At 58.4% G+C, this 14012-nt stretch carries 17 protein-coding genes; 8 read left to right on the top strand and 9 right to left on the bottom strand.

All coding sequences use genetic code 11. The features are described from left to right. Positions 1–163: 163 nt before the first annotated feature. Complete coding sequence (locus tag ACK83U_RS08145) at positions 164–556, top strand: diacylglycerol kinase (protein WP_092716218.1); 393 nt, start codon at positions 164–166, stop codon at positions 554–556. A 123-nt stretch (positions 557–679) separates the two neighbouring features. On the opposite strand, the gene ACK83U_RS08140 is transcribed toward ACK83U_RS08145, so the two are convergent. Continuing rightward, a complete protein-coding gene (locus tag ACK83U_RS08140; RefSeq protein WP_112606257.1) occupies positions 680–2209 on the bottom strand; it encodes a sensor histidine kinase in 1530 nt (509 codons plus the stop codon). Positions 2210–2332: 123 nt separating this feature from the next. Between ACK83U_RS08140 and ACK83U_RS08135 the strand changes: the two genes are divergently transcribed. From ACK83U_RS08135 to ACK83U_RS08125, 3 genes are all read left to right on the top strand, one after another. Further along, entirely contained in the window at positions 2333–2908 is a 576-nt protein-coding gene (locus tag ACK83U_RS08135; protein ID WP_112606260.1) for a thermonuclease family protein, read from the top strand. Further along, positions 2905–3537 (top strand): uracil-DNA glycosylase family protein, encoded by a 633-nt coding sequence (locus ACK83U_RS08130; protein WP_112606263.1) that lies wholly within the window; start codon positions 2905–2907, stop codon positions 3535–3537. The genes ACK83U_RS08135 and ACK83U_RS08130 overlap by 4 nt, the downstream gene beginning before the upstream one ends. 66 nt (positions 3538–3603) lie before the next feature. After that, positions 3604–4092, top strand: coding sequence for an Lrp/AsnC family transcriptional regulator (locus tag ACK83U_RS08125; protein WP_069613098.1), 489 nt, complete (start codon positions 3604–3606; stop codon positions 4090–4092). Between the two features lie 62 nt (positions 4093–4154). Here ACK83U_RS08125 and ACK83U_RS08120 read toward each other — a convergent pair whose 3' ends face one another. Continuing rightward, positions 4155–5027: an NAD(P)-dependent oxidoreductase gene (locus tag ACK83U_RS08120; protein ID WP_112606265.1), complete on the bottom strand. Its 873-nt coding sequence runs from the start codon at positions 5025–5027 to the stop codon at positions 4155–4157. 267 nt (positions 5028–5294) lie between these two features. On the opposite strand from ACK83U_RS08120, the gene ACK83U_RS08115 reads away from it, so the two are divergent. The 4 genes from ACK83U_RS08115 (at position 5295) to ACK83U_RS08100 (ending at position 9304) form a co-directional block, all read left to right on the top strand. Continuing rightward, on the top strand, positions 5295–6263 hold the full coding sequence (locus ACK83U_RS08115) for an aliphatic sulfonate ABC transporter substrate-binding protein (protein ID WP_112606268.1): 969 nt from the start codon (positions 5295–5297) through the stop codon (positions 6261–6263). Between the two features lie 193 nt (positions 6264–6456). Beyond that, on the top strand, positions 6457–7632 hold the full coding sequence (gene ssuD, locus ACK83U_RS08110; protein ID WP_015340148.1) for an FMNH2-dependent alkanesulfonate monooxygenase: 1176 nt from the start codon (positions 6457–6459) through the stop codon (positions 7630–7632). Positions 7633–7656: 24 nt separating this feature from the next. Then, positions 7657–8493 carry an aliphatic sulfonate ABC transporter permease SsuC gene (ssuC, locus tag ACK83U_RS08105; protein WP_112606271.1) on the top strand — a complete coding sequence of 279 codons (837 nt, stop codon included), beginning with the start codon at positions 7657–7659 and terminating at the stop codon, positions 8491–8493. A gap of 10 nt (positions 8494–8503) precedes the next feature. Next, the gene (locus ACK83U_RS08100; protein WP_112606274.1) at positions 8504–9304 is read left to right on the top strand and encodes an ATP-binding cassette domain-containing protein; all 801 of its coding nucleotides are present in this window, start codon (positions 8504–8506) and stop codon (positions 9302–9304) included. Here ACK83U_RS08100 and ACK83U_RS08095 read toward each other — a convergent pair. The 7 genes from ACK83U_RS08095 to ACK83U_RS08065 all read right to left on the bottom strand — a co-directional run bounded on the left by ACK83U_RS08095 (position 9301) and on the right by ACK83U_RS08065 (position 13951). Beyond that, on the bottom strand, positions 9301–9777 hold the full coding sequence (locus ACK83U_RS08095; protein WP_112606277.1) for an SRPBCC family protein: 477 nt from the start codon (positions 9775–9777) through the stop codon (positions 9301–9303). The genes ACK83U_RS08100 and ACK83U_RS08095 overlap by 4 nt on opposite strands. Beyond that, on the bottom strand, positions 9774–10118 hold the full coding sequence (locus ACK83U_RS08090) for a metalloregulator ArsR/SmtB family transcription factor (protein WP_112606280.1): 345 nt from the start codon (positions 10116–10118) through the stop codon (positions 9774–9776). The genes ACK83U_RS08095 and ACK83U_RS08090 overlap by 4 nt, the downstream gene beginning before the upstream one ends. Beyond that, positions 10111–10803, bottom strand: coding sequence for a glutathione S-transferase family protein (locus ACK83U_RS08085; RefSeq protein WP_112606283.1), 693 nt, complete (start codon positions 10801–10803; stop codon positions 10111–10113). The genes ACK83U_RS08090 and ACK83U_RS08085 overlap by 8 nt, the downstream gene beginning before the upstream one ends. Before the next feature lie 129 nt (positions 10804–10932). Then, positions 10933–11757, bottom strand: a complete 825-nt coding sequence (locus ACK83U_RS08080; protein ID WP_112606286.1) for a methyltransferase domain-containing protein — start codon at positions 11755–11757, stop codon at positions 10933–10935. Between the two features lie 111 nt (positions 11758–11868). Beyond that, a complete protein-coding gene (locus ACK83U_RS08075) occupies positions 11869–12135 on the bottom strand; it encodes an usg protein (protein ID WP_015340141.1) in 267 nt (88 codons plus the stop codon). Between the two features lie 185 nt (positions 12136–12320). After that, on the bottom strand, positions 12321–13151 hold the full coding sequence (locus ACK83U_RS08070; protein ID WP_112334674.1) for an ABC transporter permease: 831 nt from the start codon (positions 13149–13151) through the stop codon (positions 12321–12323). Next, complete coding sequence (locus tag ACK83U_RS08065) at positions 13148–13951, bottom strand: ABC transporter permease (protein ID WP_095435085.1); 804 nt, start codon at positions 13949–13951, stop codon at positions 13148–13150. The genes ACK83U_RS08070 and ACK83U_RS08065 overlap by 4 nt, the downstream gene beginning before the upstream one ends. Positions 13952–14012 lie beyond the last annotated feature (61 nt).

Genomic DNA, 14012 nt, shown 5'->3' with positions numbered 1-14012 from the left:
AAATAAATGTTTCGCCGCTCAATTTCCTGTAGATGATCGGTTTTCCGTCATAAAACTGCAATGAATTTCGAGGCGGCGAGAGCTGTCGCCTTGCTTCGCCCACGGTGAGGCGGTATTCGCAAGGCATCCAGATTGCAACCGGGACAATACGGGCGGAGCGCGAATGGCGGAGTTTTCAAAATCAGCGGTCAATAAGGAGACCGGGATCCGGCACTTTTTCGCCGCTGCCGGCTATTCCTGGGGCGGATTTCAGCGGCTGTTGCAGGAATCTGCCTTTCGACAGGAGCTGCTTTTTGCCGGAGTGGGACTGATCCTGTTGATCGCTGTCGGCGCGACCATCGGTGAGATTGTCATCGCGATGGTCTTGTTCCTTGCCGTCTTCGCAGTCGAAGCCATGAATACGGCGGTGGAAGAGGTGATCGACCGGATCTCGCCGGAGATATCCAACGTCGGCAAACATGCCAAGGATCTCGGCTCGTTTGCCGTTCTGTGCATGCTGGTCGCGTCCGGCATCTACCTGCTTTACGTCATCGGCAGCCATCTGCTGTTTCGCTAGAGCAATTCCAGGGAAAGTGCGTAGCGGTTTTCCGTCCGGAATTGCGGGACAACAAAGAGATAGAGCGGCTCAGAGATTCCATGAAAAGCTGAAGCGCTCTAACGATCAGCGTCCATGCTTCGTTTACGCGAAGCTCTTCTTGCGCCGCTCGGCGAGTGGCGCGTCCTCGACCGCCGGCAGGCTTTGCAGCACGCGCTTGGGCGGTAGGATAGCGATGACTTCCGTGCCTTCCCGCAGCTTGGATTTCAGCATGAACTGACCGTCATGCTTGGCGAGAATGGCCTGTACGATCGGCAGCCCGAGGCCGGTGCCCTGTTCGGCGCTCTTGATGGCGATAGAGCCCTGGCCGAAGGCCGACAGCACAATCGGGATCTCCTCTTCGGGGATGCCCGGACCGTTGTCCTTGATCGCGACATATTCGCCGCCACCGGCGGTCCAGCCGACCTTGACGCTGATCTCGCCGCCCTGCGGCGTGAATTTCACCGCATTCGACAGGAGGTTGAGGATTACCTGGCGCATCGATTTCTCATCAGCCCAGACGGAAGGCAGCTGCGCTTCAAATTGCGATGAGATCGAAATGTTCTTGGCGCGGGCACGCAACTGCACCATGCCGATGCAATCCTCGGCAATATCGAGGAGAGAAATCGCTTCTTCGTTCAGCTCGTATTTGCCGGCCTCGATACGAGAAAGGTCGAGGATTTCGTTGATCAGGTTGAGCAGGTGCTGGCCGGATCGATGTATATCACTGGTGTATTCGCGATAGGTCGGATTGTTGAGCGGCCCCATGACCTCCGCCGACATGACCTCGGAAAAGCCAAGGATCGCATTCAGCGGCGTTCTAAGCTCGTGCGACATGGAAGCAAGAAAGCGCGATTTGGCGAGGTTTGCCTCTTCGGCACGCCTACGGGCTTCGTCAGACATCGATTTCGCGACTTCGAGTTCCGCGATCAGATCGTCCTTCTCCGATTGGAAAGAGAGAATCTTCAGGTTCGACTGATACATGCGGTTGGTGATGAAGCTGAAGAATACCACGGCAACCGAAATGGCTGCGGTGAGGGCGATATCGGAAGGCCTTCGCGTCAGGATGGCTGCCACGGTCAGCGCTACGGTCGCCGGTGCGAAGGAAAACGGAACAGCTCGTGGCAGCATGAAGCTGGACATGGCCGTAATGCAGATTGCCGCTAGCAGGGTCGTGCCCTTGTAGAAGGCGAAACTGTCGCCGCCGCAGGTCGCGCAATTTTGCATCGCAAAGAGCGCCCAACAGAAGCCGACGAGCAATTGCCCCAGCAAAAGCAGCTGCCGCCACTTTCTGGCGCTTTCGGCTGACATTTCCTGCTTCTTGGCGCGCCGTCCGATCAGCATGTTGATGGCATGCGCCGTGAGGATCGGAATGGTCCAGAAGAGAATGCCGGCATCACGCGTCAGGTAGACGCCGAGAACAGCGACCACGATGACGAAGATCGGCACGACGGCGGCACTCTGCCGCAAGGTGTCGATATGCATCATCATCAGTTCGCGATCGAAATTGCGGCTGTGGCCGCTTTGCAGGCGCTCGCGCGTTTGCCGCACGGCCTTCGACACAGCCCGGTTACGGTGACTGCGCGATCGGTCGACAATGTTTTTATCTGTCGATGTGCTGACGCCGTTGCTCATGGTTACATTGAAACTTAGCCTGCCTGAGGTTACATCCTAGCGTTTAAATCTTAAGAAGATGCTGCGCCGAAATGATTTGTTTGCCATCTTCGCCAAGGATTTGTTCTTAAAGGAGGCAACAACGTGATGCGGTCGGGCCGCCTGTTTCGTGACGGCGTGGTCACTTTCGCGCTGCTTGCCATTCTTGCATTATTCGCGTTGAAGATGAACAATCGACTGGAAATCGTTCAAAATGGCAGCTTTTATGTCATTGATGGCGACACGCTTTCCGCCAGTGGCGAGCGCTTGAGACTGAAAGGGATCGATGCGCCCGAATATCGGCAGCGCTGCCAACGCAATGGCGCGGATTGGGCCTGCGGCGAAGAAGCACGCAAGGCGCTTGCCACAATGATTAAGACCGGAGCGCCCGAATGTCGGGGGCGGGAGAGGGATCGCTATGGTCGCCTGTTGGTGACATGTGTCGCCGGCGATGCCGATATCAACGCCGCGATGGTGCGCAGTGGCATGGCGGTTTCTTATGGCGGCTATGCAAGCGAGGAGCGGAGCGCGAGGCAGGCGAAGGCTGGGCTTTGGGCCAGTGATTTCGAGAGGCCGAGCGACTATCGGCGCGAGGAGCGTATGGCCCATGACAACGACAATGATCCGATTGCCGGATGGCTCGGCTATTTGCGCCAGCTTGTCGGTTGGAGCGCTCCATGAAGCAGGAAGGCGAATTGCAAATCCTGCGTTCGGCGATTGCGGCCTGCCGTCTCTGTCGGGACGCACCGGCAAAGGGCGAGGCAGATCGCCTGCCGCATGAGCCGCGTCCGGTTGCGACACTATCATCGACTGCACGGATACTCATCGCAGGGCAGGCGCCAGGATTGCGCGTTCACGAGAGCGGCCTGCCGTTCAACGATGCCTCTGGTGACCGTTTGCGTCAGTGGCTCGCTGTGGATCGCGAGAGTTTCTACAATACGGATCATTTCGCCATAATGGGCATGGGCTTCTGCTTTCCGGGCTATGACAAGGCGGGAAGCGATCTGCCGCCGCGCAAGGAGTGCGCACCACTATGGCGGCAGCGGGCGATGGATGCGATGCCGCAGATCGAATTGATCCTGACGATCGGTCAATATGCACAGGCTTGGCATCTTGGAGCGGAGCGCATGGGTTCGATGACCGAGACGGTCGCTGAGTGGCGGCGTTATCTTCTAACCAACCGGTCGCCGTCCGTCCTGCCATTACCGCATCCGAGCTGGCGCAACAGCGGCTGGCTGAAACGTAACCCGTGGTTCGAGGCCGAGTTGCTTCCCGTATTACAACAACGTGTGAAAAGCCTGCTTCCTTGAGAAAAAGTTTCTTTTCTATCGCTTAAAATGAGCTATAGAGAGAATATAATTCGAAGGGATGCTTTAATGGACCGTCTTGACCGCAAAATCCTGCGCCTGCTGCAGGAGGATTCCACTCTGGCCGTAGCCGATCTTGCCAAGAAGGTCGGTCTCTCGACGACGCCCTGCTGGCGCCGTATTCAGAAGATGGAAGAGGATGGCGTCATTCGCCGCCGCGTGGCCTTGCTCGATCCGGAAAAGGTCAATACGAAGGTCACGGTTTTCGTGTCCATCCGCACCAATAGTCACTCCATCGAATGGCTGAAGCGTTTTTCAGAAGTGATCGCCGATTTCCCGGAAGTGGTCGAATTCTATCGCATGAGCGGTGATGTGGACTATCTGCTGCGTGTCGTCGTCCCGGATATCGCCGCCTATGATGCCTTCTACAAGCGCATGATCGCCAAGATCGAAATCCGGGATGTCTCTTCGGCTTTTGCGATGGAGCAGATCAAGTATTCGACGGAGCTGCCGCTCGATTACATGCTGTTGGAAAATGCCAAGTCCAACGAGGACTGACATAGACTGAGCGCCGCTCTGATGAGGCGCTCAGCAGAAGCTGTTGATTTCCCGGCAGCCTTTTACTTCTTGTCCAGGCGCGCGAGCAGCGAGGAGGTATCCCAGCGATTGCCTCCCATCGCCTGGACGTCGCCGTAGAACTGGTCGACGAGGGCCGTGAGCGGCAGCTTGGCCTGATTGCGGCGGGCCTCCTCGAGCACGATGCCGAGATCCTTGCGCATCCAGTCGACCGCAAAGCCGAAATCATACTTGCCTGAATTCATGGTCTTGTGGCGGTTTTCCATTTGCCAGGAACCGGCGGCGCCCTTGGAAATGACCTCCACGACCTTTTCGATATCGAGGCCGGCCTGCTTGCCGAAGTGAATGCCTTCGGCCAGGCCCTGGACGATGCCGGCGATGCAGATCTGGTTGATCATCTTGGTCAGCTGTCCCGCGCCGACAGACCCCATCAGCCCGACCATGCGGGCATAGGCGTCGATGACGGGACGAGCCTTCTCGAAGGCGGCTTCGTCACCGCCGCACATGACGGTCAGCACCCCGTTTTCCGCGCCTGCCTGTCCGCCGGAAACAGGTGCGTCGATGAAGTCGACGCCTTTTTTCTTGGCGGCTGCGTAGAGTTCGCGGGCGACTTCGGCACTTGCGGTAGTGTTGTCGATAAGAATCGAACCGGCCTTCATGCTTGAAAGGACGCCGTTCTCGCCCGTCGTCACCGAGCGCAGGTCGTCGTCATTGCCGACGCAGGTGAAGACGAAATCGGCGCCTGCAGCCGCTTCGGCCGGGGTAGGGGCAAACTTGCCGTCATACTGTTTGGCCCATGCTTCAGCTTTGGTAACGGTGCGGTTATAGACGGTGACATCATGCCCGCCCTTGACCTTCAAATGCCCGGCCATGGGGTAACCCATGACGCCCATGCCGATGAATGAGACCTTTGCCATTTCATAACTCCATGACCGAATTTGTTCCGCAGGCTTAGCCGAAAGGGCACGGAGACGAAAGACCGATTTGTCGGGCAACTTGTCACCATGGCACGCGATGTGAAATCTGATTTCAAATTTCTGCATTTATTGGAATGAAATTTCGTCATCGTCGTGAATCTTCATAATATTCTTTGTCGATATAATCTATGGATTTGCGATCTTTAAGCCATCGACAACGAGCCGGTGGCCGCGGAAGCGCCGAGGCCTCATGAAAAGGGATCTTCGATGATTTCGCGCAGACAGACACTCGGCCTTCTCGGTGCGGCGGCGGTTGCCTTCGCTTTGCCTTCCGTTCGACAGTCACGTGCGGCTGCGGCGACGACGCTTCGGATCGGCTGGCAGAAGAACAGCGTATTGGCATTGGCAAAGCGTCAAGGGGCATTGGAAAAGCGGCTTTCCGATCGCGGCATATCCGTCGAATGGTCGGAATTCACATCCGGCCCGCCGCTGCTGGAAGCCCTTGGCGCGGGTGCTCTCGATTTCGGTGCGACGGGCGATGTGCCGCCGCTGTTTGCGCAGGCTGCCAACGGCAATCTGCTGTATGTCGGCATTTACACCGGCAGCCCCGAAAGCTCCGCCATTCTCGTGCGCAAGAATTCGCCGATCCAGACGCTTGCCGATCTCAAGGGAAAGAAGGTTGCCTTCAAGCGCGGCTCCAGCGCCCACAACGTCGCCGTCAAGGCGCTTCGTAAAGGCGGGCTGACGATCAGCGATATCCAGCCGCTCGATCTCACGCCGCCGGATGCAGCCGCTGCGTTCAAGACCGGTGCGATCGATGCCTGGTCGATCTGGGATCCCTATCTCGCCATTGCAGAGGCCGATCCGGATACCCGCATCCTTGCGACTGCGCGGGGCATCGTCGATTCCTTCAGCTATTTCCTGGCCAACGGCGATTTCACCAAGGATAATCCCCAGGTGATTATCGACGTCATCGACGAACTGGCCAAGGTGGGCGCGGCGGCGCAATCGGATTTGGACGGCACCGTTAAGGCCATGTCCGAAATCACCGGCGTGCCGGCCGAGGTGACGCGGGTGGTGCTGACGCGCCCTAGTGCAAATCTTGGTGGCGTCTCTACCATTACAGATGCGGCGATCACCTATCAGCAGGGGCTGGCTGACGAGTTCTATAATCTTGGCATCGTCCCGAAGAAGCTCAACGTCACGGACATCGTCTGGCGACCAAAGGCGAGCTGAGGCTGACAAGACCCACGGATATCGTCTGCGCCCCTAACACTACGGGCGCGGACTTTATGGGCAAAATATTTCGTCAAACGCCGACAATTAGAAAATCTATATTGTCGATGTAATCGATAGTCTATGCCATTATCCGGATCGAACATCGGGAGGTGGCTCCCGACCACGCGCATCCAGAAAGCAGGAAAGCTTCATGACCGCGACCGCAAAACCCATCGATTTTCTCTGGTTCATCCCGACCTCCGGTGACGGCACCTATCTGGGTACGGCCGATCTCAACCGCGGCCCGGAGATCGGCTATCTCCAGCAGATCGCGCAGGCAGTCGACCGGCTGGGTTATACCGGCGTGTTGCTTCCGACGGGGGTGTCCTGCGAAGAGTCTTTCGTGACGGCCGCGGCGCTCTCGGCGCATACGCAGAAGCTGAAGTTCCTGGTCGCGATCCGTCCGGGCACCGCCTCGCCGGCCTACTATGCGCGCCTTGCGTCGACGCTCGATCGCGTCTCGAACGGCCGCGTGCTGCTGAACATTGTCGTTGGCGGTAGCCCGGCGGAGCTCGCCGGTGACGGCATTCATCTGGAACACGATGAACGCTACGCCCATGCCGATGAATTCTTCCATGTCTGGGAGGAGCTGTTGGAGACGGGATCGTCCACTTTCGAGGGTAAGTATATCAAGGCCACCAATGCAAGGCTCGGCCTGCCGCCGGTGCAGGCACCGCGCCCGCCGCTCTATTTCGGCGGCTCTTCCGATGCTGGCATCGAATTCTCCGTCGGCCGTGTCGACAAGTATCTGACCTGGGGCGAGCCGCCGGCACTGGTGGCGGAAAAAATTGCAAAGGTGCGGGCCGCAGCCGCCAAGCGTGGACGCGAGGTCAGCTTCGGCATTCGCCTTCACTTCATCGTTCGCGAGACGGACGAAGAGGCATGGGCTGCGGCCGACAAGCTGATTTCCAAGCTCGATGACGAGACGATCCGCGAAGCCCAAGAGCAATTCGTCAACCAGTCCGATTCCGTCGGGCAGAAGCGCATGGCCGCGCTGCATGGCGGTCGCCGAGACAAGCTCGAGGTGTCGCCGAACCTTTGGGCTGGCGTCGGTCTGGTGCGCGCCGGTGCGGGTACGGCACTCGTCGGCTCGCCGAAGACGGTTGCCGCAAGGCTGCGTGAGTATCAGGAGCTCGGCATCGAAACCGTGATCGGCTCGGGCTATCCGCATCTGGAGGAAGCCTATCGTGTTGCAGAGCTTCTGTTCCCCGAGCTGGGATTGAAGCGTGACGAGCAGCGCGCCGGGTTCCGCAACGAGTTCGGCGCCAAGCAGATTTTTGCCGGCGGCAGCCATGGCGGCAATCTGAAGGTCGTTTCCGGCTCGTAACGCCAGCTCAAAAGGGAGATCCCCATGTCGGCATTCGACACGTCCTTCGTCCGCGTGGCCTCGGAACGGCGCACGCGCCAGGCCAGGGGCGCGCGGCAAGGCATCTCGTTCCAGAGATTTCTGCCGTTCCTGCTGCCGGTTGTCGTCATCGCGGCATGGCAGCTCGGCTCGTCGCTTGGATGGATCTCCAATCGTATTATGCCGTCGCCGGCGGCAGTCGTGGTCGCCTTCTGGCAGACCACGATTTCGGGCCAACTCCCAAACAATATCTTGGTCAGCGCCGGCCGCGCCTTTGCCGGCCTGTTGGTTGGCGGCTCGATCGGCTTTCTGCTTGGCATCGCTAACGGCGTGTCGCGGCTGTCGGAACAGCTGACCGATACGACACTGCAGATGCTGCGAACCATTCCGCATCTCGCCATGGTACCGCTCGTCATTCTCTGGTTCGGGATCGGCGAGGAATCCAAGCTGTTCCTGACGGCGCTCGGAGTGCTTTTCCCGATCTATCTCAACACCTATCACGGCGTGCGCAATGTCGATCGCGGGCTGATCGAGATGGGACGGGTCTACGGCATGAGCAACTGGACGCTGTTCCGGAAGGTCATCTTCCCCGGCGCACTTCCGTCCATTCTCGTCGGCTTGCGGTTTGCTCTCGGCATCATGTGGCTGACGCTCATTGTTGCCGAATCGATCGCGGCATCGTCGGGCATTGGCTACATGGCCAACAATGCCCGCGAGTTCGGCATGACTGATGTCGTGGTGCTGACGCTCGTCATCTACGCCATTCTCGGCAAGCTTGCCGATGTCGTCGCACGGGCGATCGAGCGCAGGGCTTTGCGCTGGAATCCGGCCTATCGGAATTGAGGAGCTTCCCATGAGCGTCAACACACTCGATCGCCCACGGGCAGAGGCCGCAGATATCACGCCGCAAGTTGCGGGTGCTGCGGCTATCCACATCAAGGGTCTCGAGAAGAGTTTCGGCAACAACCGCGTCCTGCGCGGCATCGATCTCGATATTCCCGCTGGTCAGTTCGTCGCCGTCATCGGCAAGAGCGGCTGCGGCAAGAGCACTCTGCTGCGCATCCTGATGGGGCTGGAAGAGCCGAGCGCAGGCCATCTTCGCTTTGAAGCGGTCGATGGTGGTGACACACAGCCCAATACACGCATCGTCTTTCAGGAGCCGCGGTTGCTGCCCTGGCTTTCCGTCGCTGACAATGTTGCGGTGGGCTTGGGCGAGGGCGTGCCGCAAAACGTATCGAAGAAGGAAACGGCTTCGGTTCTCTCCGAGGTACAGCTTGCCGAGAAGGTAGATGAATGGCCATCCAGCCTTTCCGGTGGACAGAGGCAGCGCGTGGCGCTTGCCCGTGCGCTCGTCAGCAAACCCGGTATCCTCGCGCTTGATGAGCCGCTCGGTGCGCTGGATGCTTTGACCCGCATCAGCATGCAGGAGCTGCTGAACCGCGTTTGGCGGGAGCTCGGCTTTACCGCCGTGCTCGTGACGCACGATGTCAGCGAAGCCGTGCATCTGGCCGATCGGGTTGTTGTGCTGGACGAGGGCCGGATCGTGCTCGATCTCGACATTCCCTATCCGCATCCCCGCCGTCACGGCAATCCGGCGCTCGCAGAGCTCGAAGGGCAGCTGCTGGGGGCAATCCTCGGTGATGCGCGGGCTTAATTCGGCCTGCTATCGTCTCCCTCGACATAGAGCTTGAGATTATCGAAGCCGATTTCCGTGCCCATGAGGCGCGAACCGTTGTCGCTGTAGCCGTCGAGGAACGCGACCTGTTCGACGAAGGTCATTTTCGTGCCGCCGGGCTCGGGGGCGAAGCTGACCGTTGCGAGCGATACGGAGATTCTGACGTCGTCGAGCATCATGTCGAAGGCGTAGATGAAACGCTCATTCTGAACTATGTCGATATATCGCGCCTGATAGGCATGAATGACGCCCTCGGTTGAGGCGACGCGACTGCTTTCGCTGCCGCCGGCACGGAAATCGAGCTGGAACTCCAGCGACTTCCAATCGCCATGGCAAGCGAACCATTGCTGCTTCTGTTCCGGTATTGCCCAGGCATTGAAGACTTTCGGCAGGGGGGCTTTGAAATGACGCTCTATGGTGATCGTCGTATGATCTGTCGATCTTATGCTCATTCGTCTGTCGTCTCCGTCGATGTGTCTGCCAGAAATATGTCGAGCCGGTCGAAGGCCTGGTTCCAGGATGCTTTGCGCTCGGCAATCCAGCGTTCGACGGCTGCGAGCGCTTCCTTGCGCAGATGATAGGTGCGCACCCGGCCGGTCTTTTCCGACAGCACGAGCCCGCTCGTCTCGAGCACCTGCAGATGTTTCATCACCGTCGGCAGCGCCATGTCGAGCGGCTGCGCCAGTTCCGTGACGGAAGCTGGTCCACGCCCGAGCCTGTCGATCATGCCGCGGCGGCTTTGATCGGACAGGGCCTGGAACATGCGGTCGAGCGCCTGCGATTCTTCAAGCATTCGGCTTTTCCGGCCGGAACTGCGCCGGCAGCTTGTCACTATAAGGGTACATATGGAAATAAGGCATTGCTTCCTGCAGGACGCGGGCGAAGGAAGGGCGCTCGACGAGGCGTCTATAATATGCCTTCAGCCGATCATGCTCTTCGCCAAAGGGGACAAGGGTTTCAGCATAGAAGAGAGCCGGCGCGGCGGCGCAATCGGCCATGGTCAGGCTGTCGCCGGTGATCCAGATCTTTCCGTCCAGCTGCTTTTCGATCATGCCATAAGCCGTGCGCAGCAAGGTCTCGGCATCGGCGACGCTTTGCGGGCGCTTGTCCCTTTCTGCCCGGCGCGCGTCCGCGACGATCGCTTGCATCGGCTCCTGCACATAGAGATCGAAAAAGCGATCCCAGAGCCGGACGCACAGGGCATCCGAAAGTTCGGTCGGCAACAGTTGCGTTGCGCCGGGATAATGCCGGTCGAGATATTCGATGATGATGCTGGTCTCGGGAACGGTGCTGTCGAGGGCTTCGTCGCGAAGCACCGGAAATTTTGCGAGCGGCCAGAGGCGCACCAGCGCGGCGCGCGATTCCGCATTGCCGAGATCTATGATGCGGCTTTCGAACGGCGTCCCGTTTTCATAGAGCGCCATCAACACCTTGTGACAAAAGGAGGCGAGGGGATGCTGGTAGAGAATAAGGGACATGCGGCGACCTTTCTAAGATCAAGATTCGAGCTGATACTTATCTGAATGGCTAAGTATCAGCTCGCCGGTCGCCGCGCAAGGAAATAGTTATCCAAATGGATAACTATTTCCGATGGGATGTATTTTGCCTCAATCGGCGAGACGACGGGCAATGACCAGATGACCCGGGGTCGGCTGGCCATCTTCCATACGGACGTTGATGTCGGTGATTTCGACGAGTTCGAAGCCGGTCGCAGTCAGCCTTTCGCGCACATAGGCTTCGGAATGGGCAAAGCGCTGGTGAGGGCCGACCATATAGGGACGTCCGGCCATGGTCGCCTCAGGCAGGGTCTCCGAAGAGAAGATGAAGAGGCCGCGCGGCGTCATGTTTTCGGCGGCGCCGAAGAAGAGGGGTTCCAGCGCGCCGAGATAGGGCAGGACATCAGTCGCGGTGATCAGATCGAAGGCGTCCTCGTCATTGTCGTCGAGAAAATCCTCGACCTCGGCAACGAAGAGCGTTTCGTAAATATCCTTTTCATGCGCGACTTCGACCATGTTTTCGGAAATGTCGATGCCAGTGATATCCTCGGCGATATCGCGCAGCGTGCCGCCGGTGAGGCCAGTACCGCAGCCGAGGTCGAGCATACGCTTGAAGGGACCGAGGCCGAGAGCCTGCAGGCGCTGGCGCACGAGAACCGGGACGTGGTAGCCGAGCTGCTCCACCAGCACATCCTCGAAAACCTCGGCATGCTGGTCGAACAGGGTTTCGACATAGGCGTCCGGCGCCTTAGCCGGCGTCTCGCCGCGTCCCATCGAGGCGATGCGCACGGCTGCTCCACCATGGTCTTCCGGATCGAGAGCCAGCACCTTCTCATAGGCCTGAACCGCAGCGTCGATATCGCCCGCCTTCTCCAGTGCCAGTGCCTGGTTATAGGCTTCCGCAAGCGCGTCTTCGTCGATCTTCTTCTTTGCCATGAGTGACAGCCCTTCCATTCGTCACGCAGGCATTAAGGCGGTTGATCGGCTTTTGCAATGCTTGCCGTGTCGCCCAGCGGGCGCATTGGTGATGCCGAAGACCCGATGCGGCTAGTGCAGGATGAATTCTCCCTTTAGCGCCCGCCATTCGGTTGCTGAAATCAGCTTGCGATGGACATAGCGCACGGAATGCAGCGGGCCATCCAGCGTTTCCTGCCAGAATTTCAGGAAGCCGCGCATTTCCGGGAAGTTCGGGGCGAGATCATAATCCTGCCAGATATAGGTCTGCAGGAATTGCGGATGATCGGGCAGGCGGTAGAAGATCTGCGCCGTCGTCAACCCATAACCCTGCAACTGCTTTTGCATGTCGTTATGCATGAGCTTTCTCTTTCCGTTCCCATTCTTGTTCGTGACTCATGGTCACTCAAATATGGAAACAACAGATGGTAAACTCAAGCTTTACAAAAATGTCATGATGGAAATTTATTCACAGAAATCAATGTATTAGCAGCGACTGCATGTGAGTGCTGCCAAGGCTGCGCCCAGACGCCGCCTTGGCAGGATCAGCGCTTGAGGTGCCGTGTCAGCCCGCCTTCCATCCGCGCCCAGCCGTTTCGCATAAGTTCGACAATCACGAGATAGAAGATCGCAGCCCAGAGATAGATCTGGTAGTCGTAGGTCCGCGAGAAGGCGTAGCGTGTTTCGCCCATCAGGTCGAAGACCGTAATAATGGAGACGGTTGCCGAACTCTTGATCAGCAGGATGATCTCGTTGCCATAGGGGCGCAGCGCCACGATGAGCGCTTGTGGAATGATGATCTTGCGGAAGGCGATCCAGGTATGGATACCTAGGGCGCTGGCCGCTTCCCGCTGGCCCTTCGGTACGCTCTGAATGGCGCCCCGGACGATTTCCGTCTGATAAGCCGCCGTATTCAGCGTCATGGCGAAAACGCCGCAATAGAAGGGGTCCTTGAAGAACCACCAGAGGCCGATATCCTCGAAGAACCAGCGAAAGCTCGGGAAACCGTAATAGACCATGAAAATCTGCGCCAGCAGCGGCGTGCCGCGGAACAGATAGACATAGCAATAGGTCAGCGTGCTCAGGATCTTGTTGCTCGACATGCGGGCAAAGGCCAGCGGTATCGAGAGAATCGCGCCGAGGATAAAGGATGTTGCGACCAGCTTGACCGTGATCCAGAGACCGTGAAGCAGCCGTGGCCCATAGGTTTCGAGCTTGTCGACATCCCACCCGCTTATAATCATCGCCAGCAGCGAAATGCCGAGAATGGCCCAGAGGGTCAGAAAGAAATAACCGGCGATGCGCGCCTTGGACAGCTTCGTGACCGTCTTCGGCGGTGCCGGCTGCGCGGCGATCAGAACTTCGGCATGGCTCATCGATGGACCTCCGCGCGTTTAGCCCATCGATCGAGATAGAAGAGGCCGACGGAAGAGATGACGGCCAGTGTCAGATAAAACAGGCAGGCGATGGAATAGAAGGTGAAGGGCGCCTTGGTGGCGCGAACGGCAATCCCCGTCTGCCTGATGATATCGGCAAGGCCGATGATGGACACGTAAGACGTATCCTTCAGCAGGTTCATCCAGAGGTTCCCGAGATTTGGCAGGGAAATACGCACCAGTTGCGGCACGATGATAAGCCGCATGGTTCGCGCTCGATGAAATCCAAGTGCATCGCCTGCCTCATATTGACCTTTGGGAATGGCTTTGAAGGCAGAGAGGAGGACTTCCGAGCAATAGGCGGAAAAGACGATTGCCAGCGCCACCATGCCGGCCGCGAAGGCGTTGATCTCAACGGGGCCGTCATAACCGAATTTGGCGAGCACGGACTGCAAGAGGATCTGCATGCCATAGTAGATGATGAAGAGCGTCAGCAGCTCCGGCAGGCCACGGAAAATCGTCGTGAAGACACCAGCGGCGAGCCTCAGCGATTTCTCTTCCGATTGCTGCGCCAGCGCGACGAAGAACCCGATGACGATGCCGAGCGGCAGCGTCAGGACGGAGACGGTGATGGTGATCTTCAAGCCACCGGCTAGCTCGTCGCCCCATCCCGTGTCGCCACAGGCGAGCATCGTATTTTGGCCGAACAGAGTGAACAGTCCAGCCGGACCACACAATGGGTCAAAAATCGTACTCAACCAGGTCCACAAGGAACCAAGGGCGGAAAACAATCCGCTCATGCCATATTTCCCCTAGCGGCTTTTGCCGCGTTTCTGCTTATATTCATCTCGTTGTCAAACA

Source organism: Rhizobium sp. WW22 (genome assembly GCF_047041135.1).
Classification (GTDB): Bacteria; Pseudomonadota; Alphaproteobacteria; order Rhizobiales; family Rhizobiaceae; genus Rhizobium.
Note: the sequence above shows the minus strand (reverse complement) of the source record. Positions and strands in the feature narration are given on the sequence as shown.

What these genes read in the sequence shown, in the direction of transcription:
- ssuC (WP_112606271.1), top strand. Translation starts at nt 7,657, where the DNA reads ATGTCGGCATTCGACACGTCCTTCGTCCGCGTGGCCTCGGAACGGCGC.
- ACK83U_RS08070 (WP_112334674.1), bottom strand. Translation starts at nt 13,151, where the DNA reads ATGAGCCATGCCGAAGTTCTGATCGCCGCGCAGCCGGCACCGCCGAAG.
- ACK83U_RS08100 (WP_112606274.1), top strand. Translation starts at nt 8,504, where the DNA reads ATGAGCGTCAACACACTCGATCGCCCACGGGCAGAGGCCGCAGATATC.
- ACK83U_RS08095 (WP_112606277.1), bottom strand. Translation starts at nt 9,777, where the DNA reads ATGAGCATAAGATCGACAGATCATACGACGATCACCATAGAGCGTCAT.
- ACK83U_RS08085 (WP_112606283.1), bottom strand. Translation starts at nt 10,803, where the DNA reads ATGTCCCTTATTCTCTACCAGCATCCCCTCGCCTCCTTTTGTCACAAG.
- ACK83U_RS08090 (WP_112606280.1), bottom strand. Translation starts at nt 10,118, where the DNA reads ATGCTTGAAGAATCGCAGGCGCTCGACCGCATGTTCCAGGCCCTGTCC.
- ACK83U_RS08145 (WP_092716218.1), top strand. Translation starts at nt 164, where the DNA reads ATGGCGGAGTTTTCAAAATCAGCGGTCAATAAGGAGACCGGGATCCGG.
- ACK83U_RS08125 (WP_069613098.1), top strand. Translation starts at nt 3,604, where the DNA reads ATGGACCGTCTTGACCGCAAAATCCTGCGCCTGCTGCAGGAGGATTCC.
- ssuD (WP_015340148.1), top strand. Translation starts at nt 6,457, where the DNA reads ATGACCGCGACCGCAAAACCCATCGATTTTCTCTGGTTCATCCCGACC.
- ACK83U_RS08115 (WP_112606268.1), top strand. Translation starts at nt 5,295, where the DNA reads ATGATTTCGCGCAGACAGACACTCGGCCTTCTCGGTGCGGCGGCGGTT.
- ACK83U_RS08065 (WP_095435085.1), bottom strand. Translation starts at nt 13,951, where the DNA reads ATGAGCGGATTGTTTTCCGCCCTTGGTTCCTTGTGGACCTGGTTGAGT.
- ACK83U_RS08080 (WP_112606286.1), bottom strand. Translation starts at nt 11,757, where the DNA reads ATGGCAAAGAAGAAGATCGACGAAGACGCGCTTGCGGAAGCCTATAAC.
- ACK83U_RS08120 (WP_112606265.1), bottom strand. Translation starts at nt 5,027, where the DNA reads ATGGCAAAGGTCTCATTCATCGGCATGGGCGTCATGGGTTACCCCATG.
- ACK83U_RS08075 (WP_015340141.1), bottom strand. Translation starts at nt 12,135, where the DNA reads ATGCATAACGACATGCAAAAGCAGTTGCAGGGTTATGGGTTGACGACG.
- ACK83U_RS08130 (WP_112606263.1), top strand. Translation starts at nt 2,905, where the DNA reads ATGAAGCAGGAAGGCGAATTGCAAATCCTGCGTTCGGCGATTGCGGCC.
- ACK83U_RS08140 (WP_112606257.1), bottom strand. Translation starts at nt 2,209, where the DNA reads ATGAGCAACGGCGTCAGCACATCGACAGATAAAAACATTGTCGACCGA.